General features: G+C 66.8%; 24 protein-coding genes and 1 tRNA gene. 3 read left to right on the top strand and 22 right to left on the bottom strand.

The genetic code is table 11. The features are described from left to right. Position 1: 1 nt before the first annotated feature. The 15 genes from ACWPMZ_RS05615 to ACWPMZ_RS05545 form a co-directional block, all read right to left on the bottom strand. Entirely contained in the window at positions 2-1,156 is a 1,155-nt protein-coding gene (locus tag ACWPMZ_RS05615; RefSeq protein WP_455703023.1) for a 1-deoxy-D-xylulose-5-phosphate reductoisomerase, read from the bottom strand. Between the two features lie 9 nt (positions 1,157-1,165). Beyond that, positions 1,166-1,873: a phosphatidate cytidylyltransferase gene (locus ACWPMZ_RS05610; protein WP_455703022.1), complete on the bottom strand. Its 708-nt coding sequence runs from the start codon at positions 1,871-1,873 to the stop codon at positions 1,166-1,168. Beyond that, a complete protein-coding gene (gene uppS, locus ACWPMZ_RS05605) occupies positions 1,860-2,534 on the bottom strand; it encodes a polyprenyl diphosphate synthase (protein ID WP_455703021.1) in 675 nt (224 codons plus the stop codon). Before uppS ends, ACWPMZ_RS05610 begins: the two co-directional genes overlap by 14 nt. A 25-nt stretch (positions 2,535-2,559) precedes the next feature. After that, positions 2,560-3,117: a ribosome recycling factor gene (gene frr, locus ACWPMZ_RS05600; RefSeq protein WP_455703020.1), complete on the bottom strand. Its 558-nt coding sequence runs from the start codon at positions 3,115-3,117 to the stop codon at positions 2,560-2,562. A 1-nt stretch (position 3,118) separates the two neighbouring features. Further along, positions 3,119-3,841, bottom strand: coding sequence for a UMP kinase (pyrH, locus tag ACWPMZ_RS05595; RefSeq protein WP_455704170.1), 723 nt, complete (start codon positions 3,839-3,841; stop codon positions 3,119-3,121). 204 nt (positions 3,842-4,045) lie between these two features. Continuing rightward, positions 4,046-4,969: a translation elongation factor Ts gene (tsf, locus tag ACWPMZ_RS05590; protein WP_455703019.1), complete on the bottom strand. Its 924-nt coding sequence runs from the start codon at positions 4,967-4,969 to the stop codon at positions 4,046-4,048. 90 nt (positions 4,970-5,059) lie between these two features. Next, positions 5,060-5,881: a 30S ribosomal protein S2 gene (gene rpsB / locus ACWPMZ_RS05585; RefSeq protein ID WP_455703018.1), complete on the bottom strand. Its 822-nt coding sequence runs from the start codon at positions 5,879-5,881 to the stop codon at positions 5,060-5,062. A 545-nt stretch (positions 5,882-6,426) separates the two neighbouring features. Beyond that, positions 6,427-7,317 (bottom strand): CDP-alcohol phosphatidyltransferase family protein, encoded by an 891-nt coding sequence (locus ACWPMZ_RS05580; protein WP_455703017.1) that lies wholly within the window; start codon positions 7,315-7,317, stop codon positions 6,427-6,429. Further along, entirely contained in the window at positions 7,314-8,063 is a 750-nt protein-coding gene (locus tag ACWPMZ_RS05575; RefSeq protein ID WP_455703016.1) for a phosphatidylserine decarboxylase, read from the bottom strand. The genes ACWPMZ_RS05580 and ACWPMZ_RS05575 overlap by 4 nt, the downstream gene beginning before the upstream one ends. Positions 8,064-8,148: 85 nt before the next feature. Then, the gene (locus tag ACWPMZ_RS05570; protein WP_455703015.1) at positions 8,149-9,426 is read right to left on the bottom strand and encodes an MFS transporter; all 1,278 of its coding nucleotides are present in this window, start codon (positions 9,424-9,426) and stop codon (positions 8,149-8,151) included. After that, a complete protein-coding gene (locus ACWPMZ_RS05565; protein ID WP_455703014.1) occupies positions 9,423-9,926 on the bottom strand; it encodes a cupin domain-containing protein in 504 nt (167 codons plus the stop codon). Before ACWPMZ_RS05565 ends, ACWPMZ_RS05570 begins: the two co-directional genes overlap by 4 nt. Continuing rightward, complete coding sequence (locus tag ACWPMZ_RS05560) at positions 9,923-10,726, bottom strand: acetoacetate decarboxylase family protein (RefSeq protein WP_455703013.1); 804 nt, start codon at positions 10,724-10,726, stop codon at positions 9,923-9,925. Before ACWPMZ_RS05560 ends, ACWPMZ_RS05565 begins: the two co-directional genes overlap by 4 nt. Next, entirely contained in the window at positions 10,723-11,778 is a 1,056-nt protein-coding gene (locus tag ACWPMZ_RS05555) for an amidohydrolase family protein (protein WP_455703012.1), read from the bottom strand. The genes ACWPMZ_RS05560 and ACWPMZ_RS05555 overlap by 4 nt, the downstream gene beginning before the upstream one ends. After that, positions 11,775-13,067, bottom strand: coding sequence for a fumarylacetoacetate hydrolase family protein (locus ACWPMZ_RS05550; protein WP_455703011.1), 1,293 nt, complete (start codon positions 13,065-13,067; stop codon positions 11,775-11,777). The genes ACWPMZ_RS05555 and ACWPMZ_RS05550 overlap by 4 nt, the downstream gene beginning before the upstream one ends. Beyond that, positions 13,057-14,040, bottom strand: coding sequence for an MBL fold metallo-hydrolase (locus ACWPMZ_RS05545; RefSeq protein ID WP_455703010.1), 984 nt, complete (start codon positions 14,038-14,040; stop codon positions 13,057-13,059). The genes ACWPMZ_RS05550 and ACWPMZ_RS05545 overlap by 11 nt, the downstream gene beginning before the upstream one ends. Before the next feature lie 180 nt (positions 14,041-14,220). On the opposite strand from ACWPMZ_RS05545, the gene ACWPMZ_RS05540 reads away from it, so the two are divergent. Further along, positions 14,221-14,814 (top strand): TetR family transcriptional regulator, encoded by a 594-nt coding sequence (locus ACWPMZ_RS05540; protein WP_455703009.1) that lies wholly within the window; start codon positions 14,221-14,223, stop codon positions 14,812-14,814. A 56-nt stretch (positions 14,815-14,870) separates the two neighbouring features. On the opposite strand, the gene ACWPMZ_RS05535 is transcribed toward ACWPMZ_RS05540, so the two are convergent. From ACWPMZ_RS05535 to ACWPMZ_RS05515, 5 genes are all read right to left on the bottom strand, one after another. Beyond that, positions 14,871-15,842, bottom strand: coding sequence for a fumarylacetoacetate hydrolase family protein (locus tag ACWPMZ_RS05535; RefSeq protein ID WP_455703008.1), 972 nt, complete (start codon positions 15,840-15,842; stop codon positions 14,871-14,873). An 8-nt stretch (positions 15,843-15,850) separates the two neighbouring features. Then, complete coding sequence (locus tag ACWPMZ_RS05530; RefSeq protein WP_455703007.1) at positions 15,851-16,969, bottom strand: FAD-dependent oxidoreductase; 1,119 nt, start codon at positions 16,967-16,969, stop codon at positions 15,851-15,853. Between the two features lie 25 nt (positions 16,970-16,994). Beyond that, a complete protein-coding gene (locus ACWPMZ_RS05525) occupies positions 16,995-17,903 on the bottom strand; it encodes a VOC family protein (RefSeq protein ID WP_455703006.1) in 909 nt (302 codons plus the stop codon). 29 nt (positions 17,904-17,932) lie between these two features. Then, positions 17,933-20,401, bottom strand: coding sequence for a TonB-dependent receptor (locus ACWPMZ_RS05520; protein WP_455703005.1), 2,469 nt, complete (start codon positions 20,399-20,401; stop codon positions 17,933-17,935). Between the two features lie 268 nt (positions 20,402-20,669). After that, positions 20,670-20,755 (bottom strand) — tRNA-Tyr (locus ACWPMZ_RS05515). Between the two features lie 217 nt (positions 20,756-20,972). Here ACWPMZ_RS05515 and rlmB point away from each other — a divergent pair. After that, positions 20,973-21,680, top strand: a complete 708-nt coding sequence (rlmB, locus tag ACWPMZ_RS05510; RefSeq protein WP_455703004.1) for a 23S rRNA (guanosine(2251)-2'-O)-methyltransferase RlmB — start codon at positions 20,973-20,975, stop codon at positions 21,678-21,680. Positions 21,681-21,735: 55 nt separating this feature from the next. On the opposite strand, the gene ACWPMZ_RS05505 is transcribed toward rlmB, so the two are convergent. Together ACWPMZ_RS05505 and lon are read right to left on the bottom strand one after the other, a co-directional pair. After that, positions 21,736-22,008, bottom strand: a complete 273-nt coding sequence (locus ACWPMZ_RS05505) for an HU family DNA-binding protein (protein ID WP_455703003.1) — start codon at positions 22,006-22,008, stop codon at positions 21,736-21,738. A 244-nt stretch (positions 22,009-22,252) separates the two neighbouring features. Further along, complete coding sequence (gene lon, locus ACWPMZ_RS05500; RefSeq protein WP_455703002.1) at positions 22,253-24,646, bottom strand: endopeptidase La; 2,394 nt, start codon at positions 24,644-24,646, stop codon at positions 22,253-22,255. Here lon and ACWPMZ_RS05495 point away from each other — a divergent pair. After that, the gene (locus tag ACWPMZ_RS05495) at positions 24,645-25,466 is read left to right on the top strand and encodes a PilZ domain-containing protein (protein WP_455704169.1); all 822 of its coding nucleotides are present in this window, start codon (positions 24,645-24,647) and stop codon (positions 25,464-25,466) included. The genes lon and ACWPMZ_RS05495 overlap by 2 nt on opposite strands. The last annotated feature ends 16 nt before the right edge of the window (positions 25,467-25,482 follow it).

Raw genomic sequence — 25,482 nt, 5'->3', positions numbered from 1 at the left:
GTCAGGCAGGCTCCAGCATGGCCGCGGCCATCGCGCGCGCCTCGGCATCGACGGCCAGGACGTCTTCGAGCGAGGTTGGAGCGGATGGGAGCGGCCTGGTCAAGGTATCCTCGACCAATGCCGCGATCCGGGTGAACCCAATCTGACCGGCCAGGAAGGCCGCCACGGCGATCTCGTTCGCCGCGTTGAGCACTGCCGGGGCCGAGCCGCCAGCTTCGGCCGCCTCGCGCGCCAGCCTCGTGGCCGGGAAGCGCTCCTCGTCGGGCGGGAAGAACGTCAGTTCGCCCAGAGCCGGCAGGTCGAGCGGCTTGCATGCCCCCTCCATGCGCCCCGGCCAGGCGAGGCACGAGGCGATGGGCACGCGCATGTCGCTCGGGCCGAGCTGGGCAAGCGTGCTGCCGTCCCGGTACTCGACCAACGAGTGGATCACGCTCTGCGGGTGGACGACGATGCGGATCTTCTCCAGCCCCACCGGAAACAGGTGAGCCGCCTCGATCACCTCGAGGCCCTTGTTCATCATCGTGGCCGAATCGACGGTGATCTTCGCGCCCATGTCCCAGTTGGGATGCTTCAGCGCCTGTCCGCGCGTCGCGGCCTGCAACTGCTCCATCGACCAGGTACGGAAAGGCCCGCCGCTGGCGGTCAGCGTGATCCAGCGTACGTCCTCGATCCGCCCGCCCTGCAGGCACTGGAAGATCGCGTTGTGCTCGGAATCGGTCGGCAGCAGCGTCGCGCCGTGCCGGGCTGCCGCCTGCATCAGGATATCGCCGGCCGAGACCAGCGCCTCCTTGTTGGCCAGCGCGATCGCCCCGCCCTGCTCGACCGCCGCCATGACCGGACCGAGCCCCGCGCAGCCGACGATCGCCGCGACGGTCATGTCCGCGCCGCGCGCCGCAGCCTCGATCAGCGCCGCCGCGCCGCCCGCCGCCTCGATGCCGCTGCCGGACAAGGCCTGGCGCAAGGCCGGCAGGCAGCTCTCGTCGGCCACGACGGCCAGCTTCGCACCGAACTCGCGCGCCAGGGCGGCCAGTTCGTCGACGTTGCAGTTTGCGGTGAGTGCCTCGACACGCCAGTCGGCCCCGTTGCGCCGCACGAGGTCGAGCGTCGAGGTACCGATTGAACCGGTCGCTCCGAGGACTGTGAGGGTGCGGGTCATATCGGCGACCTAGACGGCATTCGACAGCAGGCCGACGATAATCGCCACCGGCAACATGCCGTCGACCCGGTCGAACACGCCGCCATGGCCGGGAATGAGGTTCGAGCTGTCCTTCACCCCTGCCTTGCGCTTGAGCCAGGATTCGAAGAAGTCCCCCGCCTGCGCAGCCACGGCCAGGAGCGATCCGACGATTGCCGCGCCGATCATGTCGTCGCGCCCGACCTCCATCAGCTTGCCGATGCTGCCGTAGCCGCTGGTCCAGTGGAACGCCCCGGCGATCAGCGCCAGCCAGAGGGCCGCGAAGAACATCCCCCCGAACAGGCCGGCCCAGGTTTTCGACGGGCTGATGCGTGGCGCGATCTTGGGCCCGCCGATAGTGCGGCCGGTGAAATAGGCGCCGGTGTCGGTCATGATGACCGTGCCGATCGCCGCCAGCAGGAAATAGGAATCGAGCCCGGCCAGGAGCCAGCCGGCAATGCCGAAGTAGATCGCCCCGCCGAAAATGGCCGCGACCCGCTTGGAAAAGCTGCCTGTCGCCTTCAGGATCAGGCGGACGTACTCGACATAAGCCGCGGCCGCGACGAGCACGACGAGCGCGGGCAGCAGCGGATCGCCGACGGCGAAGGCCACCACGAGCACCGCCAGCATGACCAGCGCGGAGAGTACCCGCGTGCCCAGGTCGGCGTTCTTCCTCGGCGCGATGTCAGCGTCCGCCATAGCGCCGCTCCCTGTTGCCGAACTCGTCCAGCGCATGGCGCAGGTGTTCCGGCGTGAAATCCGGCCATAGCACGTCGGTGAAGACCATTTCCGCGTAGGCGCATTGCCAGAGGAGGAAATTGGACAACCGCACCTCGCCGCTGGTGCGGATCAGCAGGTCCAGCGGCGGCAGGTCGGCCGTGTCGAGGTTTTCAGCGATGCTCTCGGGCGTGATCGGCCCCGCGCTAGCCGCGGCGCTGGCCGCGCGCGCGATTTCCTGCTGCGAACCGTAGTTGAGCGCCACCGCCAAGGTGCGCGTACCCTGCGCCGTTTGCGCCAGCGCATCCTCCAGCATTTCGACAATATCGGGCGCCAAACCCTTCCAATCGCCGATTATTTTCAGCTTCACGTCGTTGGCGACGAATTCCGGCAGGTCGGATTTGATGAACTTGCGCATCAGGTTCATCAGGTCGCCGATCTCCTCGTCGGGGCGCGTCCAGTTCTCGGAGCTGAACGCATAGAGCGTCAGGCATTCCAGCCCCGTGCTGCCGAGCGAGCGGACGAGCCTGCGCACGGCCTCGACCCCGCGCTGGTGACCCATCGCGCGCGGCAGGTGCCGGGCTTTCGCCCAGCGGCCGTTGCCATCCATTATGATCGCGACATGGCGCGCCGCGCTGGTCATCCGCAGGAATCCCGAGCAACCAGGCTCACTGGGTCAGGATTTCCTTTTCCTTGGCCGCTGCCGCTTCGTCCGCCAGGGCGACGTACTTGTCGGTCAGCTTCTGGACCTCGTCCTCGCCGCGCTTGCGGTCGTCCTCGGAAATGTCCTTCTTCTTCTCGTCGGCCTTCAGGTCTTCCATGCCGTCGCGGCGCACGTTGCGGATGGCGATCTTGGCATTCTCGGCATACTTGCCGGCCAGCTTGGCGAGTTCCTTGCGGCGTTCCTGCGTGAGATCCGGCAGCGGCAGGCGAAGGGTGTTCCCGTCGGTCATCGGGTTGAGGCCGAGGTTGGCGTGCGCAATCCCCTTCTCCACCGCGGTGACGTTCGCCCGGTCCCACACCTGCACGCTCAGCATGCGCGGCTCGGGGGCCGACACGGTCGCCACCTGGTTCAGCGGCATCATCGAGCCGTAGACCTCGACCACCACGGGATCGAGCAGCGCAGTGTTGGCGCGCCCGGTGCGCAGGCCGCCGAGGTCGCTCTTGAGGCTGTCGACCGCGCCCTGCATCCGGCGCTCGATATCTGCCTTGTCGTACTTGGCCATGTCAGGCCTCCTTCTGAACTACGGTCTGGACTCCTCCGCCCGACAGAACGCGCGCGAGATTGCCTTTTTCCCGGATCGAAAAGACCACGATCGGAATGTCGTTGTCGCGGCACAGGGCCACGGCAGAGGCGTCCATCACCTTGAGATTGTCTGCCAGCACCTTATCGTAACTGACTGTGTCGAAACGGATTGCGGCCCGGTTCTTCTTGGGATCGCTGTCATACACGCCGTCGACGCTGGTGCCCTTGAGCAGCGCATCGCAGCGCATCTCCGCCGCGCGCAGCGCAGCGCCGGAATCGGTCGTGAAGTACGGCGCGCCCACGCCGGCGGCAAAAATGACGATGCGGCCCTTTTCCAGGTGCCTCTCCGCCCGGCGGCGGATCACCGGCTCGCACACCGCATCCATCTGGATTGCGGACTGGACCCGCGTCTGCACGCCCAGCTTCTCGAGCGCGCCCTGCATCGCCAGCGCGTTCATCACCGTGGCGAGCATGCCCATGTAGTCGGCCTGCGCCCGGTCCATCCCCTGCGCCGCGCCGGCCATGCCGCGGAAGATGTTGCCCCCGCCGATGACGAGGCAGATCTCGAGCCCCGTTTCCTTGGCCGCCTTCACTTCCTGCGCCAGCGCCTCGACGGTGGAGGGATCGATGCCGAACCCCTGCCCGCCCATAAGCACCTCTCCCGACAGCTTGAGCAGGACGCGTTCGACGGGCGGCAAGAGCATGATTTTCAAAAACTCGCGATTTGGAAGTGCCAGTGCCTTAGACAGGCTTCCAATTTCGCGCAATTGCGCTGGTTCGACTGCGGGCGTTTCCCCGCGGTTGCGCCGGTACCACCCTGGGGCGGCCCTGAGGGGGACCAGGCAAAGGAAAACGAAAACGGCCGCCGGATCGCTCCGGCGGCCGCTTCGATCGGGTTGCGGGAAGGGTTAGCCCTTGACCGCGGCGGCGACTTCGGCGGCGAAGTCGCTCTCTTCCTTCTCGATGCCTTCGCCGAGCTGGAAGCGGACATAGTCCTTCAGCACGATCGACGTGCCGGCATCCTTGCCCGCCTTAGCGACGACGTCCGAGATCGGGGTCTTGTTGTCGATCACGAACAGCTGGCTGAGGAGGGCGTTCTCCTTGGCGAACTTGGCGATCGCGCCGTCGACCATCTTAGCTTGGACCTCGGCCGGCTTGCCGCTCTCGGCAGCCTTTTCGGCCGCAACCTTGCGCTCGCGCTCTATCACCTCGGGGTCGAGGCCATCGGCGTTGAGCGCCTGCGGGAAGGCGGCGGCGATGTGCATCGCCAGCTGCTTGCCGAGCGGTTCGAGCACGTCGGCGCCGGCATCGCTTTCGAGCGCGACGAGGACACCGATCTTGCCGAGGCCCGGCGCCTGCGCGTTGTGCATGTAGGGCACCACGATGCCGTTGCCGACCGAGACGGTCTTCATCCGGCGCAGCTGCTGGTTCTCGCCGATCGTGGCGACGTTGTTAGTCAGCTTGTCGCCCACGGTGCCACCGTCGGGATAGGCGTGGCCCTTGAGCGCCTCGATGTCGTCGCCGGCAACGTCCAGCGCTACTTCGGTCGTCTTGCGGACGAAGTCCTGGAACTGGTCGTTCTTGGCGACGAAGTCGGTTTCCGAGTTGACCTCGACGGCAACGCCGCGGGTCCCTTCGACCGCAACGCCGACCAGGCCCTCGGCCGCGGTGCGGCTGGACTTCTTGGCGGCGGCGGCAAGGCCCTTGGCCTTCAGCGAGTCGACGGCGGCTTCGATGTCGCCGCCCGTCTCGTCGAGCGCCTTCTTGCAGTCCATCATGCCCGCGCCCGTACGCTCGCGCAGGTTCTTCACGTCAGCGGCTGTGTAAGCCATGCCATATTCCTTCGAATTAAATGCGGGGTGCGCCGAGGCCTTGTGCAAAGCCCGGCGCAGGAAACCCCGATCGTGCCGGTTGGGTGACGGTTAGGCCGAAGCTTCCTCGCCGGCTTCCACAGCCGCGGCAGGCGCCTCGGCGGTGGTATCCGACGGAGCCTCGGTCGAGGTCGTCTCGGCCGGGGGCTCGTCCATCGCGCCGAAATCGACGCCCGAATCGACAACGCCTTCGCCGCGGCCGGTGGTGGCCGCTTCGGCGATGGCATCGCAGTACAGGCGCACCGCGCGGCTGGCATCGTCGTTGCCCGGGATCGGGAAGGCGATGCCGCTGGGGTCGACGTTGCTGTCGAGCACGGCGACGACCGGGATGCCAAGAACGTTGGCTTCCTTGATCGCCAGCTCTTCCTTGTTGGCGTCGATCACGAACATGACGTCGGGGATGCCGCCCATGTCGCGGATGCCGCCGAGCGACATCTGCAGCTTGTCGAGCTCGCGGGTGAGCTGAAGCACTTCCTTCTTGGTCAGGCCCGAGCTGTCGCCCGAAAGCTGTTCCTCGAGGCTCTTCATGCGGCGGATCGACTGGCTGATCGTCTTCCAGTTGGTGAGCATGCCGCCCAGCCAGCGATGGTTGACGAAATGCTGGCCGCTGCGGCGGGCCGCCTCGGCGATCGGATCCTGCGCCTGGCGCTTGGTGCCGACGAACAGGACCTTGCCGCCCGAACGAACGGACTGCTGCACGAAGTCGAGCGCGCGCGCCATCAGCGGCACGGTCTGCGACAGGTCGATGATGTGGACGCCGTTGCGCGCGCCGAAGATGTACGGCTTCATGCGCGGGTTCCAGCGGTGGGTCTGGTGGCCGAAGTGAGCGCCGGCCTCGATCAGTTGCTGCATCGTGACGGTGGGAGCCGCCATAGGGAATTCCTTTCCGGTTATGCCTCTGGAAAGCTGGAACCCGAGCGGAGCATTCCCGCGTAGGGCACCGGTATGTGCGCCTTCCATGTGGATTTGCTGCCGTTCCAAGACGCGTGATGCGCATCGGTGGTGCAGCGGGGGCGGCGTTTAGCGCCCTTTCGGCGCGAAATCCACCCTCAATTCGCCTTGAGAGTTGTGCAGCCCATCGCAAATTCTGCTTGACGGTGAGAACAGAACGGGAACATAACCCGACTCACCGGAACAACTCGGGAACCTTAACCACAATCACGCAGTTATCCACATGCCTTCAACAGCCAGTCCACCGGTTGAGGCACAAGCAAGGTCCAGGAACATGCTCGCCATTCTCACGACTGCAGGTTTTACCGCCATTGCCCTTTTTGCGCTGATGGCGCTGGCTGCGTCGCTGGCCAAGGGAGCGGCCGCTGCGGCGTCGCTCCGCCAGCAGCTGGCCGGTTCGCCCGCGCATCGCGCCCTGACCGTCCGCCACGCCGCGACATCCGCCGCCGGCGGGCTTCCGTCCGCCCTCAGCGTACGTCAGTCGCGTCGAACGGTCGCGCAGGCGGTTCGCCGGGACCAACTGCCGGAACGCGTTGCCGCCTGACCCTGGCGTAATTCATGATGCTCAGCGGTATGAAGGCCAGGTAAGCGAAGCAGATCACCGCCAGCGTTTCCCACGGTGCGATCAGCACCGCCGCAAACAGCAGGCCGACGAAAGCGATCATCAGCAACCGCATCGAAGGGGTGGGCCGGATCGACTTCCAGCTCATCGTTGCCAGGTTCGAGATCATCAGGAAGGCGACAAACGCCATCCAGAACGCCACGATCAACGGTTCACGGAACGCTTGCTCCCCGGTGGCGAGCCACAGGTACATCGGCAGAAAGGCCAGACCGGCCCCGACCGGCGCGGGAACTCCAGTGAGGAACCCGGCCGACTTGTGCGGCTGATCGTCCTGGTCGATCCTTGCGTTGAACCTGGCCAGTCGCAGCGCGCAGCTGATGGCGAAGGCGAGGCAAGCGAACCAGCCGAAGCGCGGCAGGTCCTGCAAGCTCCACAGGAACATGATCAGCGCCGGGGCCATCCCGAAGCTCAGCGAATCCGCGAGGCTGTCCAGTTCCGCGCCGAAACGCGACTGCGCCTTGAGCAGGCGCGCGATGCGCCCGTCCATCGCGTCCAGCACACCGGCCAGAATGATCGCGAACAAGGACTTTTCCCAATCCCCCACGATGGCGAACCGGATGCCGGTGAGGCCGGAGCACAGGGCAGCAGCGGTAATGGCATTGGGCATGACTGCGCGCAGCGTAAGCCCACCGCCGAACCGGCGAGCGACCGGTATCTCGTCCTCGCTCGCCTTGGGGCCAAGCCACGCAGGTCCCGGATCGACCGGGCGGTCGTCGTCCAGCGGCTCCATACTCATTGACTGACCCCTTCGATCAAACCCTGTTTTCCGATTTCCGCGAGAACCGTTTCGCCGGCAACCACCTTCTGCCCCATCAGCACCTTGGGATCCGTCCCGCGGGGAAGATAGACGTCGACCCGGCTGCCGAAACGGATGAGGCCCACGCGCTGACCGGCGGCGACCGTGTCGCCCGGTTTGACGAACGGCACGATCCGGCGCGCGACGAGACCTGCGATCTGGGTGAAGGCGATGTGGAAGCCGTCCGACCGCTCGAGCAGGATATGCTGGCGTTCGTTCTCCTCGCTCGCCTTGTCGAGGTCGGCATTGAGAAACTTGCCGGGGATGTAGATGACCCGCCTGACCGTCCCCGCGATCGGCGCGCGGTTGATGTGCACGTCGAACACCGACATGAAGATCGAGATGCGGGTCAACGGCTCGCTGCCCAGGCCCGGCCCGCCCTGCCCGTCGGGCCCCTGCAGTTCGGGCGGGGGTACAACCTCGCCGATCAGGGTAACGAGGCCGTCGGCCGGCGACACGATGAACTGGGACCCTTGCGGAACGACCCGTTCCGGATCGCGGAAGAAGGCGAAGACGCCGAGCGAAACGAAGGCCAGCGGCCAAGCGATGGTCTCCCACGCCAGGAAGGCCGTGATGAGCGACACGCCGAGCACGGCGATACCGAACCTGCGTCCTTCGGGATGGATCGGAGGCCAGCCCCACGCGGCATCGCCCCGGCCCCGGTTGTCTAGTAAATCACCGGCCATCCAGGGTTACTAGGGCCGAACCCTGCGGGCGGCAAGGCATCCGCGACATGCCGGGCAGGTCCCGCCTGATCGTACGTGTCGCACGTCAGGCCGCGCTTCGCGCCCGGCCCTGTGCCCTGAACGTGACCGCGATGAGCACCGCGGCGAACAGCGGCGCGGCGGCCATCGTGGCAATGCCGTAGCGCAGACCGCCGGGACCGAGCGTGGGCGCGAGCCAGTCGCTGATGACGCCGACGATGAACGGGCCCAGCCCGCCGCCGATCAATCCGGAGGCGGCGAGCATGACGGTGGCCGTCAGCCCGCGGTCGAACGGCTTGGCGTTGTCGACCGCGAAGTTGATGCACGGGATGATCGCGCAGGCGAGCAGGAAGTTCATGCAGCCCGCGCTCGCCATCGCCAGCGGCATCGTCGGCAGGAAGGCAAACCCCAGAACGAAAGGCACCGAAAGCGGGAGCGAAATCATCGGAATCCACAGGACCGAGTGGATCGAGGAGGTCCGCCGGCGCACGACGTCGGCGACGAAGCCGGCGAACAGCGTTCCCGCGATGCCGCCCAGGCCAACCGCCGGGCCGATCGCCACGCCGACCTGCGCCAGCGGCACGCCGTGCGATCGCTGCAGGAACGCCGGGCCCCATGCGGCCAGCACCGCGGTCAGCATGCCGGCGATGCCATAGCCCGTGACCAGGGTGGCGAGGCCCGTGGTATGCCAGGCGCGCAGCAGGCCTTCCTTCAGGTCGGCGAAGGTCCCCAGACCCGCCGTCGGCTGCTCGGCATCGCCGCGCGCCGGCTCGTGCGCCGTGGCCAGGACGAGCACGGCGAGCAGCACGCCCACGCCGCCGGCCCAGAAGAACATCGCCCGCCAGCCGAGCGCGGCCGCGAGAATGCCTGCCGCGATCGTCCCGCCGACGATGCCGACGAAGGCGCTCGACTGGTAGATCGCCACCGCCCTGCCCCGCGCCTGCGGCCTGAACAGGTCGGGGATCAGCGACATGGCCGCCGGGAACGCGGTCGCCTCGCCGATGCCCACCACCACGCGCGCGAGCGCCAGCGAGGTGAAGTCCTGCGCAAGGCCGGTGGCGGCGGTGGCGAGCGACCAGGCGGCGATCCCGAAGGCCAGGATGCGCTTGCGGTTGCCGCGGTCGATCAGGCGCGAAAGGAACAGCCCGCCCAGCAGGTTGAACAGGGTGAAGAACAGGCCGTTCGCCAGCGACATCTGCGTGTCCGACAGCGCAAGGTCGGTGCGGACCTGTTCGGTCACCACGCCCAGCAGCGTACGGTCCGCGGCGTTGAGGACATTGGACAGGAACAGCAGGAACAGCGTCCAGCTGGCCGTCCGCCGGGTGATCTCCTGGGTGTCGTTCATCGCATCAGTCCCTCGACGTCGACCATGCCGGCCAGCTCCGCATCGAAACGCGCGTCGATCAGCACGAAGGCCATCGTCGCGACCGCATCCGACCGGTTTTCCCAGGCGTGGTCCGTGCCCCGCTGGACGACGACGTCGCCCTTGCGCAGCACGGTTTCGCTGTCGCTGAGGATCAGGACGACCTCTCCCTCGACCACGATGCCGTAGTCGATCGTGCGGGTGCGATGCATCGGGCTGCGCACCCCGCCGGCCGACAGGGGCTGGAAGTCGATCATGCGCACGACGGTGCCTCCGGCCCCCGCCGGTCCGATCGCGGGGGCGGCGCTGGTCGGCTCGCTGCCAGGGGACGGCCCGACAGGCGCGGGGGCGGCGTCGGTGGCCCAGATCTCGTCGAACGTCGCGCCGGGCAGAACCCGCACGTGCGGCACTTCGCCGTCTTGAACGATGACCGAGCGCCCGTCGGCCTCGTGCCCGGTGACGACGCGCCGCGTGCGGCTCATCGCAGGATCCTCTGCCCGCTGACGTCGCTCCCGCCGGACACTTCGAGCCGGATGGCCGGGCCGAAGTCGTCCAGCGGCAACGCCGCGAGGGCGTTCACGATCGGGTATTGCGTCGGCATGTCCTGCCAGCTTGCGCGGCGGAAGGCGAAGCGGCCCATTCCGGCGCGGCAGGACGCCACCTCGCGCGCCGGCGGCCCGGGCTCGGCGATGGTCATCTGGTCGATGTCGGCCGCGCCCCAGTCGCCGGTGCGGGGCATGTACTTGTGGAACATCATCGGCACGCCAGCACCGCCGGGTGCGGGCGCCGGCGCGAGCTCGCGGGCTTCCATCGAGAGGAACTCGAACCCGTCCCAGCAGGCCCGGCCACGCCAGTTCACCCCGTCGTCCTCGGGCGGGGGAATGTCGGCGAAGATCTTCGGCCAGCCGAGCTCCTCGCGGCCGGTCAGGATGGGGTCGGCCATGTTCTCCCACACGACCGGCACGAAGTGACCCTGCGCCTCTTCCTCCCAGCGCCACGCGGCGGGAATGCGGACCATGACGATGTTGTAGCCGCGCCCGGCGAGCCAGCCGATGTCGCTGAGGAGGGTGACGACGATTTCCAGCCGCGGCTCGCCCGCCAGGGTGAAGCCGTCCGGCAGCAGCGCCGAAAGCATTGCCCCGTCGGTCGCCGCCGAGAAGGTCAGCGTGACGGCTTTCTTGTCGAACCGCCGGTGCCGCTGGTCGGCCGGCAGGTTGCGCGGCCCCGGTGCGGGTCCGAACCCCACCGGCATGCGATACATCCCGGCGAGGTCAGCCTTCAAGCCGTGCGCTCCAGCCCCAGCAAGTCCGCCGCATTGAGGCCGAGGATCCTGGCTTTGTCGCTGTCTGAAAGACGTTCGTGGAAACCCACCGGGTCCGGTTCGGACATGTCGAACGGGTAGTCGGTGCCCAGGCACAGCTTGTCCGCGCCATGCGTGCGCACGAGGCTGTCGAGCTGGTCCTGGTCGAACACCAGCGTGTCCAGCCACATCTTGCGCAAGTAGCTCGAGGGTTCGTGGCGGCAGTGCTCGGAGCAGTCCGCCCGCGCGCGCCAGCCGTGGTCCATCCGGCCCCAGTACCCGGGCATGTAGCCGCCCCCGTGCGCCACGCAGATCTTCAGCTCGGGATGATCGTCGAGCACCCCGCCGAATATCAGGTGGCCGACGGCCAGCGTCGATTCGAGCGGGTTGCCGATCAGGTTGTTGAAGTAATACTCGCTCATCCGGTTGGCGTGGGTGAAGCCCAGCGGGTGGATGAAGATCAGCACCCCCAGCTCCTCCGCCACGGCCCAGAACGGGCGCAGCTCGGGTGCGTGGAAGTCCGTGCCGTTGACGTTGGAGCTGATCTCGATCCCGCGCAGGTCGAGGTCGGAAACGCAGCGGCGCATCTCGGCGATCGCCATCTCGACGTTCTGCAGCGGCACCGTGCCCATGCCGACCAGCCGGTCGGGATGCTGCGCCACCGCCGCCGCCATGCCGTCGTTCACAGCGCGCGCGGCGTCGCGACCGGTCTCGGGATCGGCGAAGTAGAAATACTGCCCCGGGCTGGGCGAGATCGCCTGAACGTCGATCCCGAGGCGGTCCATGTCCGCCAGCCGGGTGTCGAGCGTGTTCAGCGTGCGCCCCATCTGGGCGAACTGCGCGCGGTTCACCTCGGACGACTTGGCGCTGGTGAAGTCGTTGATGCCCGGCGGCGGGCCGGGATACTTCGCCTGCACGATGGCGTCGGCGGCGGGGATGCCGAGATGGCAATGAATGTCGACCACCAGGTGCTTGCCGCGCGCTGCGACCGGGATCGGCTTGCGCTCGCCGCAGGTGGTTATCTCGCCGCTCATGCCATTGCTCCCCTGGCCGGCGCGATCGTCCCGGCGCAGGGGCCGAACCCGATCGGCACGTGCCCCTCCGCCTTTGCGGTCGCCCGCAAGGTCAGGGTGTCGCCGTCCTCCAGCATGACCCGCTGCGTTCCGTCGGGCAGGACCAGTGGCTCCTTGCCCAGCTTCGTTATCTCGACGAGGCAGGCCCTCGCCTCCTCCGCCGCGCCCGATACGGTGCCGGTGGCGATCAGGTCGCCCACCTCGAGCGGCGCCCCGCCAGAGGCCTGGTGGGTGACCATCTGCGCCAGCGTCCAGAACAGCTCGGCCACGTTGGTGCGCACGATGGTCTGCGGCCCGTTCCCGGTGTCTAGTTCGGCCACGATCTCGATGTCGAGCCCGCCGGCCTCGCGGTCGAACGGGCTGTCGAGATAGCCCGGAATGTCGGGCTGGCCTTCGTCACGCCCGCGGCCGGCGACGCGGAAGGGCGCGAGGGCCTCCATCGTCACCACCCAGGGGGAGATCGTCGTCAGGAAGCTCTTGCCCAGGTGCGGCCCGAGCAGCATTTCGTAGAACTGGATGGCGCGGGCCGACCAGTCGTTGACCAGGCAGCAGCCGAACAGGATGTCCTCCGCCCGCGCCAGATCCACGGTTTCGCCCAGCGCATTGACCGGGCCGCCCAGCCAGGCGCCGAACTCCAGCTCGAAATCCATCATCGGTTCGGCGGCGACGACCATCGCGTTGCTGCCGGGGGGGACCACCTGGCCGACCGGCCGGATCACCGGCGTGCCGGATACCGCGACCGAACTCGCCCGGCCGTTGTAGGCGACCGGCAGGGTCGCCCAGGCCGGCATCGGCGAGCGGCCGCCGTTCGCCGCCATGCGCAGGATGTGATCGGCCGAGGTGCAGAAATCGGTGAAGGCGGCTGGCTTGGCCGGCATCAGCATGCGCGCTGCATCCATCGGGACGAGCGCCGCCTCGGCCGCCGCCCGGTCACCCGTACCGTCCACCCGGTAGAGGTCCGACAGCGTGGCGCGCAGGGCCGACACCGCCTCGCGCTGGCAGGCGAACAGGGGCAACAGGCTGTCGCCGCTGGCCGCCTCCGCCGCAGGGCCGGAAATCACCCCTGCCGCGCGCAGGGCCGACAGGTCGACGATCCGGTCGCCCAGCGCCACGCCGCCGCGCGCACCGCGCCCGTCGTCGAACACCCCGAACGGCAGGTTCTGGATCGGAAAGTCCGTGCCGGGCGCGTTGGCGCTCTCGACCCAGCTGCGCCGCTGCGGATCGTGGGTGGCGTTCAGTTCAGTGGGCATGGCCGCATCCGTGCTTGGCATCGTGTTCCTTGCGATAGCGGTTCATCTCGGCGAACAGCACCGGCGGCGGGGCCGGCTCGAGCTGGGGATCCCAGCCCTTGAACAGCGAGTAGACGTTGGCGACGACCCGTTCGGGATCGGTCCAGTGGGCATATTCCTTGATCGGGATGTCCCGCGCGGCCGCGCGCCAGTCCATCCCCGCATCGAACCGGCCGCGCGCCTCGCTGCGCAGGTGTTCGAAGTAACCCTTCAGGGTGCGCACGTTCTCTACATCGCAGATCGGCCCGTGCCCGGGCACGACGACCGCGGGATCGAGCGCGATGATGTGCTCGCAGGCGGCGATCCAGTTGTCGAACGGCCCGGCCCACACGATCGGGTGGCCTTCGTTGAACAGCAGGTCGCCGGTGAAGACGGTCCGGTCCTCCACGACCTGGGCGATCGTGTCGGAATCGGTGTGCGCCGGGCCCAGGTCGGTCAGTTCGACCGTCTTGTCGCCCACCCGCAGCGTCAGCGCCTTGTCGAACGTGCGCGTCGGCAGGGCCAGCTCGTCCACCCCGGAAAAATCGAAGTACCGCCCCATCGTCTCGAACAGGAATTCGCCGGCCTCGCCCATGTTCTGCCAATTGGCGGACAGGTTGGCCAGCGCGCGCGGATTGAAGCCTTCCATCTCGTGCCGCGTGGTGGCGGTGGAGATGATCTCGGCCCCTTCGACCACGCCGTTGCCGAAGAAATGATCGGGGTTGGCATGGGTGTTCATCAGCATGTCGATCGACGCACCGCCGGGGACCTTGGCGAATTCGGCCAGCATCTCGCGGGTCAGGGGAACGCTCATCAGCGTGTCGATCAGCAGCGTCTGCCCGCCCGAGCTGACCAGCCCCGCGTTGGACCACCCCCACGTCCCGTCGGGCTGAACGTATCCGTATACGCCGTTGCCGATGTCGTGCACGCCTTGCCGGAACGGCCAATTCGCCATGTCGATTCCTCTCCTTGGCCGGGGACCTTAACCGGATAATTCCTGTCTACAAGAATATTATCGCGGCCGTGCGTGTTGTCGTTTGTCCCCGTGCAGACTAGCACGGCGTCGATGGCCAGGGGACAATCGTCGAGCACAGGCGCGGACAAGGACGGCGGCGCCCGGCGCAAGGGCCGGCCGATGGCTTCCGCGACCGGCGTGGGCAAGGATGCGCTGCTCGATGCGGCGCGCGCGCTGCTGCAGGAATTGCCGCCGGCCCAGGTCACCAGCACCGCCATCGCGCGCAAGGCCGGGGCCGATCCCGCGCTGGTCCGCTACTATTTCGGCAACCGGGAAAACCTGCTGTTCGAAGTCGCCAAGCAGATCGGCGCGGATGCCAACCGCCCCCTGCCGGTGGGCAATCCGGTCGACCTGCTCGAGGACATGATCCGCGGCACCTTCCGCTTCACCCGCTCCGCCAAGCACATGCAGCGCCTGATGATCGAGGAACTGGATTCCGCCTCCTCGCCCGAGGTGCGCGAAAAGATGCGCGAGTGGAATCGCCAGCCGGTCAACAACTACGCCCACATCCTGGCCGTGGACGAGGACGGCGAGCTGCACGATTTCGACCCGGTGTTCATGTACCTGGCGGTCGTCGGCATCTCCGACTTCTTCGAAGCCGGCGCGCCGCTGATCGAACTGCTGGTGCCGCCGGGCACCGACCGCGACGAGCTGGCCAGGCGGTACGAGGATTTCGTGGTGCGGCTCGTCACCGACGGGGTGCGCAAGCGCTAGGATTCCGGGTTCCTAAGTCCCCCCGTCCAGTTGCCAGCGAGCACGTTATACACAGGCTAGCGCGCGGCGGGCGCTTCCGCGACGCAGGCGTTGCGCTGGGTGCCCAGCCCCGTGATCGTTCCTTCCATCACGTCGCCCGGCTTGAGGAAGACACCGAACGCCGACCCGTTGCCGTAAGGCGATCCGGTGCAGATCAGGTCGCCCGGCTCGAGCACGACGCGGCTCGAGAGGTAGGCGATCTGGCGCTCGATCGAGGCCATCATGTCGGAAGTCGATTCGTCCTGGTAGACCTTGCCGTTGACCGACAGCCTGATGTTCAGATCGTAGGGATCGGCAACGCATTCGCGCGGCACGATCATCGGGCCGAACGGGAGGAAGGTGGGGAAGCTCTTGCCCGACAGCCAGTCCGCCCCGATCGCCGATCCGTCGCGCCGGAAGATGAGTTCACGCGCGGTAACGTCGTTTACGACAGCGAATCCGGCGACGAAATTCATCGCCTCGGCCTCGCTCACCCGGTGGGCCCGCTTGCCGATAACCACGCCCAGTTCCAGCTCCCAGTCGGGCTTCTCGACGTCGAAGGGCAGGATCACGTCGTCGCGCGGGCCGACCGCGCAGGCCGGCAGCTTGAGGAAGGCGAAAGGGAGCGCCTTGGCCCGCTCATCCATCATCTTCTCGACCCGGGCCTGCAACTCGGCAGGATCGACGTCCTCGTGCTCCTTGGTGCGCATCGAGGGATCGCCCATGATCAGGCCGACGACGTGCTTCTTGTAGTTGGCGCCGGTGCAAAAGACCTGTCCGGGCCGATAGGGCAGCGCGACCTGCGCGGACGCAAAGTCGCCGCCCGCGGCAAAGGCAGCCACATCCTGCGCCCAAGTGCCGAGGCGGCTGCCGACGGCAGCCCAGTCGCGCAGCAGCTCTGGCAACGCGCGCTCTTCGCCCCAGTGCGACAGCGGCACATAGCGCTCGCCCGAAACGAGCACCGCCCGCTGCGCGCCATTCTCTTCGATCGTGGCCAGTCCGTAGGTCATGTCGTCTCTCAATAGGGCTCGTGCAGTTTCTGCATCGTGCTGCCTAGCATCTTGTTGGCGTCCATCTGGTTGCCGCCCGACATCTCGATCTCGCCGATGCGGACGGAGTTCTCGACCACCATCCGGGCGCGTTCGAAGCGCCGTTCGGCAAACGATTCCAGCGCCTGATCCACATCGTCGTGACGCGAAAGCTCCTCGGCCAGGACCAGCCCGTCCTCCACCGCCATGCCCGCTCCGGAGGCCATGTGCGGGGTCGTCGCGTGCACCGCGTCGCCGATCAGGACCACGCGGCCGCGGTGCCACGGCGCGGGCAGCAGCAGCCACTCAAGCGGGCGGTAGTTGACCAGCGAACCCTCGCCCAGCCCGGCGCGGACCTGCGGCACGTAGGCGCCGAAGGGAGCCAGCAAATCGCCCACATGGGCAAGCTGTTCCTCGGGCGCGAACCACGGATTGTCGGGCACATGCTCGAGGATGAAGGCATACATCTTGTCGGCCGAAATGGGGTTGAAGCCCAGCTTGACCGGGCCGCCCAGGAACATTTCCGGGCGGTCCACCTCGGGCGGCCGGTCGGCGACGATCCGCCAGCATCCCTGCCCGGTGAACCGCGGTTCGGCTGCTTGCGGGAAGACCGACTGGCGGACCTTGGAATAGATTCCGTCGGCCGCGACGAGCAGGTCGTAGCGCTGCTGCCGCCCGTCGGGAAAGACGACCGAGACACCGCCGTCCTCCAACTCGAAGCGGTCGACCGCGGTGCCCAGGGTGACGCGGATGCCGGAGCCGCGCACCTTGCGCGACATGATCTCGTGCAGGGCGGGCCGCATGATCCCGCCGCTGCGCGCCACCGGCGGCGCCTCATCGGGGATCGGCGGAGTTTCCATCACGACCGCGCCATCGGCCGTGCGCAAGCGAATCCCGCCGCCGACGAAGCCCCTCTCGCGCACCTCGTCCAGAATGCCGAGGTCGTCGAACGCGCGCAGCGAAAGGCCGGTCACGCTGATGCCGGCGCCATAGGCACGCCATTGCGGGTCGGCATCGACCAGCTCGACGGCCACGCCAAGGCGCGCGAGCGCCAGCGCCGCGCTCATACCGCCGACGCCGCCCCCGACTACGAGCGCGCTCTCGATCATCGCTTGTCCCCCTCGGTCGACATGGTCAGGCCGGAACCTGCCACAGTCCCTTGTCTGGCTGCATTTCGGCGTGCGGCACGTTGCCGGTGATGATCCGGCCGGTGCCCCACTGGTCGATCGTGGTCGGGCCCGGCTCGTAGGTCTGCGGCTGCCAGGTATCCTCGTCCACCTCCTCGAGGTCCGAGGTGTATTCCACCGCATTGCCGTTGGGCGTGATGAAATAGCTGAAGGTGTTGTTGCCCGCCGTATGGCGCCCCGGCCCCCAGCTCAGCTTGATGCCGGCCTCGTGCATCCGCGCCAGTCCGCGCATCAGCTCGTCGACCGAACTGACGTCGAAGGCGATGTGGTTGAGCGCCGGCGGCCCGGGCAGGATGGCGACGCGGTGGTGCGCCGAATTGCAGCGCAGGAAGACCATGAAGTTGCCGATCCAGTCGGACAGGCGGAACCCCAGCGCGTCCTCGTAGAACTTCGCCAGGCCCTTGTGGTCGGGCGAGTGGAAGACGACGTGGCTGATGCCGATCGGGATCGCCTCGCCCTTGTCGAGCTGGCGGAAGGCGCGCGGCGTGCTGTCGCAGATGACTTCCATCGCCCGCCCGTCGGGGTCGAAGAAGCGGAAGGCGAACCCGCCCGCCGGGCCGCTCGCCGGGCCGGGCTCCGAAATGATCTTCGCGCCGGCCGCCTTCACCTGCTCGAAGATCACCAGCACGTCCTCGCGCGAGGCGGCCGAGAAGCCGACGAGGTCGGTCTTGCGCTCGGCATCCTCGCGCAGGACGACGACGTAGGGATGCGGCATCCCCTCGGCCGCGAAATAGACGCGGCCGTTCTCTTCGGCGACCTCGATCAGGCCCCACTTCTCGCCGAAGAACTCTCGCTCCGCGGCAAGATCGGGGACCGCCATGGCCACATAATGCAGGTCGGTCACGCTTACGGTCATGTCTCACTCTCCAAGTCGAAAACCCGGCCTCAGAACTTTCCGCCGATCCGGACACCGTAGGTCCGCGGCTGTTCGGCCGAAGCGGAAATCAGCCCCCCGGAATTGGTGGTGCCGGTAATGAGGCGCCGGTTGTCTTCGATGTTGTTGACGTAGAAGCTGACATACAGGCTGTCATCCTCGCGCCCGAGGGTCAACGAGGCGTAGCTGACATAGGTGGACTTCGATTGCAGGTAGGGCAGGTAATCCGCGGTCGAAAAGCTCGACGAGCGATAGCGGGTCCCGGCCACCAGCACTGCCTTGTAGTCGTTGCCGATCGGCACGGTCTGCTGGCCGTTGAGGTTGAACGACCACTTGGGCGAATTGAACGCCTGCCGGCCCGAACAGTCGATCCGGAACACGTTGATCGTTCCGCCCGGCGTCGTCTGCGTGGTGGGCGCGAACGGGCAGGTCGTGTTCGGCGGCAGCCCCTGGTTGGGCGCGAAGTAGGTGAAGCTGTCGTAGTTGGTGTCGAGGTACTGGACGCTGGACGACAGCAGCGTGGTCTCGGTCGCGAGGAATTCGAGATCGATGTCCGCGCCCTTGATCGTGCTGTTGCCGATGTTGCGCGTCAGGAACACGGTCGACGGCGGATTGCCCAGGTCGTAGCCGAACTGGCTGTACTGCTGGTTGCGGTATTTCCAGAGGAAGGCCTCGAGGTTGAGCTGCAGCCGGTTGCCGAAGAAGCGGTTCTTCGAACCCAGCGTGTAGGCATTGATCGTCTCGGGCTCGTAGGTCGAGATGCCGCGCGCGAACGAGAAGCCGCCCGCGTGGTAGCCGGTCTCGAAGCTGGCATAGACCATGTTGCGCGGGCTCAGGTCGTACTGGGCCGCCAGCCGGTAGGTGAACTTGTCGTTGTCGAGCTTGTCGTTGATCACGATGGGCGAGAACAGCACGAACGGCGCCGTCTGCGATCCGCCCGCCTGCGGTGGCAGTGCGAACAGCGGGGCCGGCGTGATCGGGAAGCCGCGCGAAGTGTAGAAATCGCGCAGCGCCGCCTCGGTCGAGACCAGCGGGATGAAGGGCAGCGTCGGGCAGATGTCCTGCGGCGGTGCGGGATTGCCGCAGAACAGGATGTAGACATTCGACGTGCCGTTGAAGGTCTTCTTGTCCGAAGTATAGCGCCCGGCAGCCGTGAGGCTGAGCGGCTCGATCGGCCGCCAGGTCACCTTGCCGAACCCGGCCCAGCTCTCGGTACCTGTCTCGAAGGACTGATAGGGCGAGAGCGTCTGCTGGTTGTAGCGGGCGGTCGCCGCGATGCTCTCGTCGAAGTACATTGCGCCGACGAGATAATCGATCGAGGAGCCCAGTTCGCCCGCCCAGCGCGCCTCGATGCTGGTCTGCTTGTCCTTTTCGGCCGTGAAGCCCTGGCGGAAGACGCCATTGAAGGCATAGGCGATATCGGCCTCGCGATAGGCCGGCTGGATCGTCAGCGTCCCCGCGTCGGTGTTGTAGTTGAGCTCCGCCGTGACGCCCCAGTAATCGTTGTCGTTGAATGGCTGTCCGTCGACGACCGCGCCCGCGTGTCCGGCCTGCGTGTAGAAGCGCGATGCGAGCAGCGCGTTGGACGCGGGATCGAGCAGCCCCTGCTGGTCCGAGAAGCCGGTGGGGACGAACTGGTAGCCGGCAAATCCCGTCGGCCCGAATGTGGGATTGACGGCGCCGAGGTAGAAGCCGCTGCTGCTCGCGCCGCCCTGGCGGGAGAAGTCGAAAGCCAGCCGCAGGTCGAGATCGGCAGTCGGTTCACCGTAGATCTGCAGGCGCCCGGCATGTTCGCGCTGGTTTCCGCTACCGTCGGACTGGAAGGCGTCGCGGCGCGCCACCGATCCTGCCGCGCGGATCGCCACGTTGTCCCCCACGGGCACGTTGAGAGCGGCCTGGCCGCTGAGCCAGTCGTAATTGCCATAGCCGAGCATGAAGCTGCCCGAGGTCTCGCCCAGCTTCGGACGGTTGGGAATCACGTTGATGGCGCCAGCGGTCGCGTTGCGTCCGTAGAGCGTGCCTTGCGGCCCCTTCAGGACCTCGACCCGCTGCAGATCGTAGAACACGCCCGAAGTCGACGTCGGACGCCCGATGTAGACCCCGTCGTAGTTGAACGAGATCGCCGGGTCGGAATAGCCGTTGACAGTGGCGTTGCCCACGCCGCGCACGAAGAACACGGTGGTCGGCCCACCCCCGCCCGCCGCCGACAGCGACGGCGAAATGCGCGAGAGATCCTCTGCCCTGATAACGTTCTGCTGAACAAGCTGGGCCGGCTCGATCACGTCGACCGCAATCGGAACGCGCTGGCTGTTCTCCTCGACCCGCTGGGCCGTCACGACGATGTCTGTAATGCCGCCTTCGTCTGTGTCCTGGACCGGATCGTTGACGGTGGGTTGCGTATCCTGCGCAGCGGCGGGGAACGCCACAGCGGCCACGCCCAGCGCGAACGACGACGCGCCGCTCAGAAATTTCGAAGCCATGATTCTCTCCCTCACAAGCTTATATTCCGGAGGGTAGGAATAATTATTCCGCAGCACAAGAATAATTGCGAGTGGCGCCGACATTGGGACCGGCGGAGCGGGAAATCGCAAGCGCTGCCAGCAGGTTGGCAAACCGGTGCTAGAGGGGGAATTAAGCCTCGACCGCCACGTATGCGTTCAGGCGTGACAACCGGTTCCCTTTCGAGAAAACCAGCCGGCGGAACGGCGGGATAACGGTTCGTCTGAGCGGTAAGCTGGCAGGGCGGGCTGGTGGACAGGGCTGGATTCGAACCAGCGTACGCTTTCACGGGCAGATTTACAGTCTGCTGCCTTTAACCACTCGGCCACCTGTCCACCGGACCTGCCGGAGCGCGGTTTTACCCGCGTGTCGTGCCGTCCCCGCAAGCAGGGACCCCGGCCGAGAGGCGCCCCAATGGCGAAGCGGCGCTTGCCTGTCAATGGCCCCGCTGGCACAGGCGCACGCATGGCAAAAGGCAGCAAGAAATCACTGCGCGGGCGCGCTGGCAGAATGCAGACCGGACGCGGTTCAGGCGGGCGCGCAACGCATGGCATGGTCCGGCTCTGGGGGCGCCATGCGGTCGAAGCCGCCCTGCTCAATCCTGAACGCCGCCACCGCAAGCTCTGGGCGACGCGCGAAAGCGTCGCCTCGCTCGACGGCGATCTTCCGCCGGATTTCAATGTGGAATACGCCGACGGCGCGGATCTGGCCCGGCTGGTGGCTCGCGATGCACCGCACCAGGGCCTTGTCCTCGAATGCGAGCCGCTGGAAGACATCCATATCGACGACGTCCTTGGCGGCGAGACCGATCGCCCGCTGGTCGTGCTCGACCAGGTGACCGATCCGCACAACGTCGGCGCGATCCTGCGCTCGGCGGCCGCGTTCAACGCCGCCGCGATCATCACGCAGGACCGGCACGCCCCGCCCGAGAGCGGCACCGTCGCCAAGTCGGCCTCGGGCGCGCTGGAAATGGTGCCGTGGGTTCGCGTGGTGAACCTTGCCCGCGCGCTGGAGGAAGTCGCCGAGGCCGGCTACTGGCGGATCGGCCTGGCGGGCGAAGCAGACGCCGTCTTCGCCGATGCCCTGCCCGCGTCACCCATTGCGCTGGTCCTGGGGGCGGAGGGCGAAGGTCTGCGGCACAACATAGCCGCCCATTGCGATGCGCTGGCGCGCCTGCCGATGACCGGCCAGATCGAAAGCCTTAACGTATCGAACGCCGCTGCGATCGCGCTTTATGCGGTGGCCAGCCGCAAACCCTGACATGCGAAGGGCCGCCCCGCGGGGCGGCCCTGCAGGTGCGCCATGCGCTGCGAAATCAGTTCACCGAATCCTTCAGCCCCTTGCCGGCCTTGAACTTCGGCTGGGTGGAAGCCTTGATCTTCATGGGCTCGCCGGTTCGCGGGTTGCGCCCGGTCGAAGCCTTGCGCTTGGCGACGGAAAACGTCCCGAACCCGACCAGGCGGACTTCATCTCCCTTCGAGAGAACACCGGTGATCGTATCGAATACGCCTTCGACCGCCCTGGTCGCTTCGCTGCGGGAGAGTCCGCTTGCCTCAGCCACGGCTCCGATCAATTCGTTCTTGTTCATTGGCGAGCATCCCCCTCATCAAACACAATATTCGGTCGGGGCGCGGAATCGCCCGGCGATGACAGGGAAATTGAGCGGCTTTTCCGGCGCCTGTCAAAGCGAAAGCCGAGATTTAGGCGACGAAACGAGTTTCGGGCGGCTACTTTTCAGCTCGCCGCCCGAAATCGCTGGTTTTGTGCAGAAACGGTACGTTCGTAGCGCTCAATCACGCGGCTAAAGACTGTCGGACGCCTCTGCTGGAAGCTCAATGTGCTATCGGCGAGGCAGCGGATCCGGAGGCCGGGGCCACCGGCTGGCTCGCCAGATCATCCGCATCCGTCCAGACGATCGGCTCGATAGGCGACACGAGCGCGTGGGCCAGCACCTCGTCGACGTGACTGACGGGGACGATCTCCAGCCCTTCCTTCACGTTTGCGGGGATTTCCGCCAGGTCCTTGCGGTTCTCTTCCGGGATCAGGACCTTCTTGATGCCGCCGCGCAGCGCCGCCAGCAGCTTTTCCTTGAGGCCGCCGATCGCGAGCACGCGCCCGCGCAACGTCACTTCGCCGGTCATGGCCACGTCGGGCCGGACGGGGATGCCCGTCAGGGTCGAGACGATGGAGGTGACCATACCGATGCCCGCGCTCGGCCCGTCCTTGGGCACGGCGCCTTCGGGCAGGTGGATGTGCACGTTCTTGCGCTGGAACAGCGAGGGCTTGATGCCATAGGCAGGCGCCCTCGCCTTGACGAAGCTGAAGGCCGCGGAGACGCTTTCGTTCATCACCTCGCCCAGCTTGCCGGTGGTCTTGACCTCGCCCTTGCCCGGCGTCGTGACGCTCTCGATCGTCAGCAGTTCTCCGCCGACCTCGGTCCAGGCCAGACCCGTGACGCCGCCCACCTGGGCTTCCTCTTCGCTCACGCCGTGCTTGAACTTGCGCACGCCGGCAAAGTCGCCGAGGTTTTCCGGGGTGATCGAGACCGCCGTCGCATCGCCTTCGAGGATCTTGCGCAGCGACTTGCGGGCCAGCCGCGCGATCTCGCGCTCCAGCGTGCGGACGCCGGCTTCGCGGGTGTAGTAGCGGATGAGGTCGCGCAGCCCCCCCTCGGTGAGCTCGAACTCGCCCTTCTTAAGGCCGTGGGCCTTGACCTGCTTGGCGATCAGGTGGCGCTGGGCGATCTCGACCTTCTCGTCCTCGGTGTAACCTTCGAGGCGGATGATCTCCATCCGGTCGAGCAGCGGCTGCGGCAGGTTGAGGCTGTTGGCCGTGGTCACGAACATGATGTCGCTGAGGTCGATGTCCAGTTCGAGGTAGTGGTCCTGGAACTTGGCGTTCTGCTCGGGATCGAGCACCTCGAGCAGCGCGGACGCGGGATCGCCGCGGAAGTCCTGCCCCAGCTTGTCGATTTCATCGAGGAGGAACAAGGGGTTGCTGGTTCCGGCCTTGCGCAGGTTGGTCACGATTTTGCCGGGGAGCGATCCGATGTAGGTCCGCCGGTGACCGCGGATCTCGGCCTCGTCGCGCACGCCGCCGAGCGACTGGCGCACGAATTCGCGCCCCGTCGCGCGGGCGATCGACTTGCCCAGGCTGGTCTTGCCGACACCCGGAGGGCCGACGAGGCACAGGATCGGCCCCTTGAGCTTGTTCGTCCGCGCCTGGACCGCCAGATACTCGACGATCCGGTCCTTCACCTTGTCGAGCGCGTAGTGATCTTCGTTGAGGATCGCCTCGGCCTTGCGGATGTCCTTCTTCAACCTGCTCTTGTTGCCCCACGGCAGGCCGAGCAGCACGTCGAGATAGTTGCGGATGACCGTCGCCTCGGCGCTCATCGGCTGCATCGTCTTGAGCTTCTTGAGCTCGCTCTCGGCCTTGGCGCGGGCCTCCTTCGACAGCTTCAGCCGGTCGATCTTCGCCTGGAGTTCGGCGATCTCGTCTCCATCCTCGCCGTCGCTTCCGCCGAGCTCGTTCTGGATCGCCTTGAGCTGTTCGTTGAGGTAATATTCCCGCTGCGTCTTCTCCATCTGCCGCTTCACACGGCCGCGGATCTTGCGCTCGACCTGGAGGACCGACAGCTCGCCCTCCATCACGGAATAGACCATCTCCAGCCGCTTCATCGGGTCGGTCTCAGCGAGGAGCGACTGCTTGACGGCTACCTTGGCGGTCAGCGCGCCGGCGATCGCATCGGCCAGCCGGCCGGCGTCCTCGATCTGCCCCAGTTCGCCTTCAAGCTCGTCGGGCAGCTTCTTGTTGTGCTTGGCATAGTCGGCGAACTGATCGAGCGAGCTGCGCATCAGAGCAGCGACCGCATTGCCGGTCGCGGGCTCTTCCTCGAGCAGTTCGGTCTGGGCCACGGTGAAGCCTTCGCGCTCTTCAAGGTCCGTCAGTCGGGCGCGGCTCTGGCCTTCGACCAATACGCGAACGGTACCATCGGGAAGCTTCAGCATCTGCAGGACCTGGGCAACCACGCCGATGTCGTACAGGTCGTCGCGGCCCGGATCGTCGCACTGCGGGTCGCGCTGGGCCAGGAGCAGGATGTCCTTGTTGCCGGCCATTGCGGCTTCGAGCGCCTCGACCGACTTGGAACGCCCAACGAATAACGGCACGACCTGGCCGGGAAAGACCACGACATCGCGCAAGGGAAGGAGAGGAAACTGGCTCATGCTATCTCTTGTCCGTGTTCGCGTGCGCTGCCCATACGGGGGAAAAACGCACGATCTTGGTCGCAGGATATGGGTCCCTCCCCACCCGACCGCAACCTTCCGCCCGGCACATTCCCCGGGACTTCGGCGCGGATTTTCTTTTCACACGACAATCCGGCCATGTTATGACCGTGGCCCTGTTGCCGGCAATTTGTCCGGCAGGGAAGCAATGGAAGAACGTAGGGACGAGCGACACGGAATAACCGTTCCCGGCCGGTATCGGTCCGGCACGGGCATGGCCGTGGATGTTACGCTGCGCGACCTTTCCCAAGGTGGCTGCCAGATCCACGATCGGCTTGGGCGGCTCGAGGTCGACCAATTCGTCACAATCCGCATCGGCCCCATCGGCCCGATCGAAGCACGGGTCCGCTGGCTCGACGGACGCGTGGCCGGGATCAGGTTCGATCAGCCGCTTGCGCCTTCGGTGCTTGAACATGTGCGCGAAATCGCCGCGGAAGCCGGGCTCGCCAGCGCGCCGAACCCACCTCCAACCGTTGCCGAAGCGGCGGACGTCTCTCGCACGACGGGCGGAGCCAAGCGGCTCGATCTGCTCGAACAGGAGCGCAGTTACAACGAGGTCATCGGCGCGCTCGGCGTGGCCGGTGACGGGGAAGAGATCCTCGTTGGGCTCGACCGCAAGGAGTCGGAATGGCTGATCCGCTGGCGCCGCGAGCGCAAGGCGGAGCGGGAGGCCCGCCCCAACTTTCGCGGCGACAAGTCACGGGCGGACCGGCTCGAGGAATTGCACGAGCAGACCCGACGCGGCAAACTGGGATACTGAGGCGCCCGCCCGGGCA

The organism is Tsuneonella sp. HG222, assembly GCF_053819185.1.
Note: the sequence above shows the minus strand (reverse complement) of the source record. Positions and strands in the feature narration are given on the sequence as shown.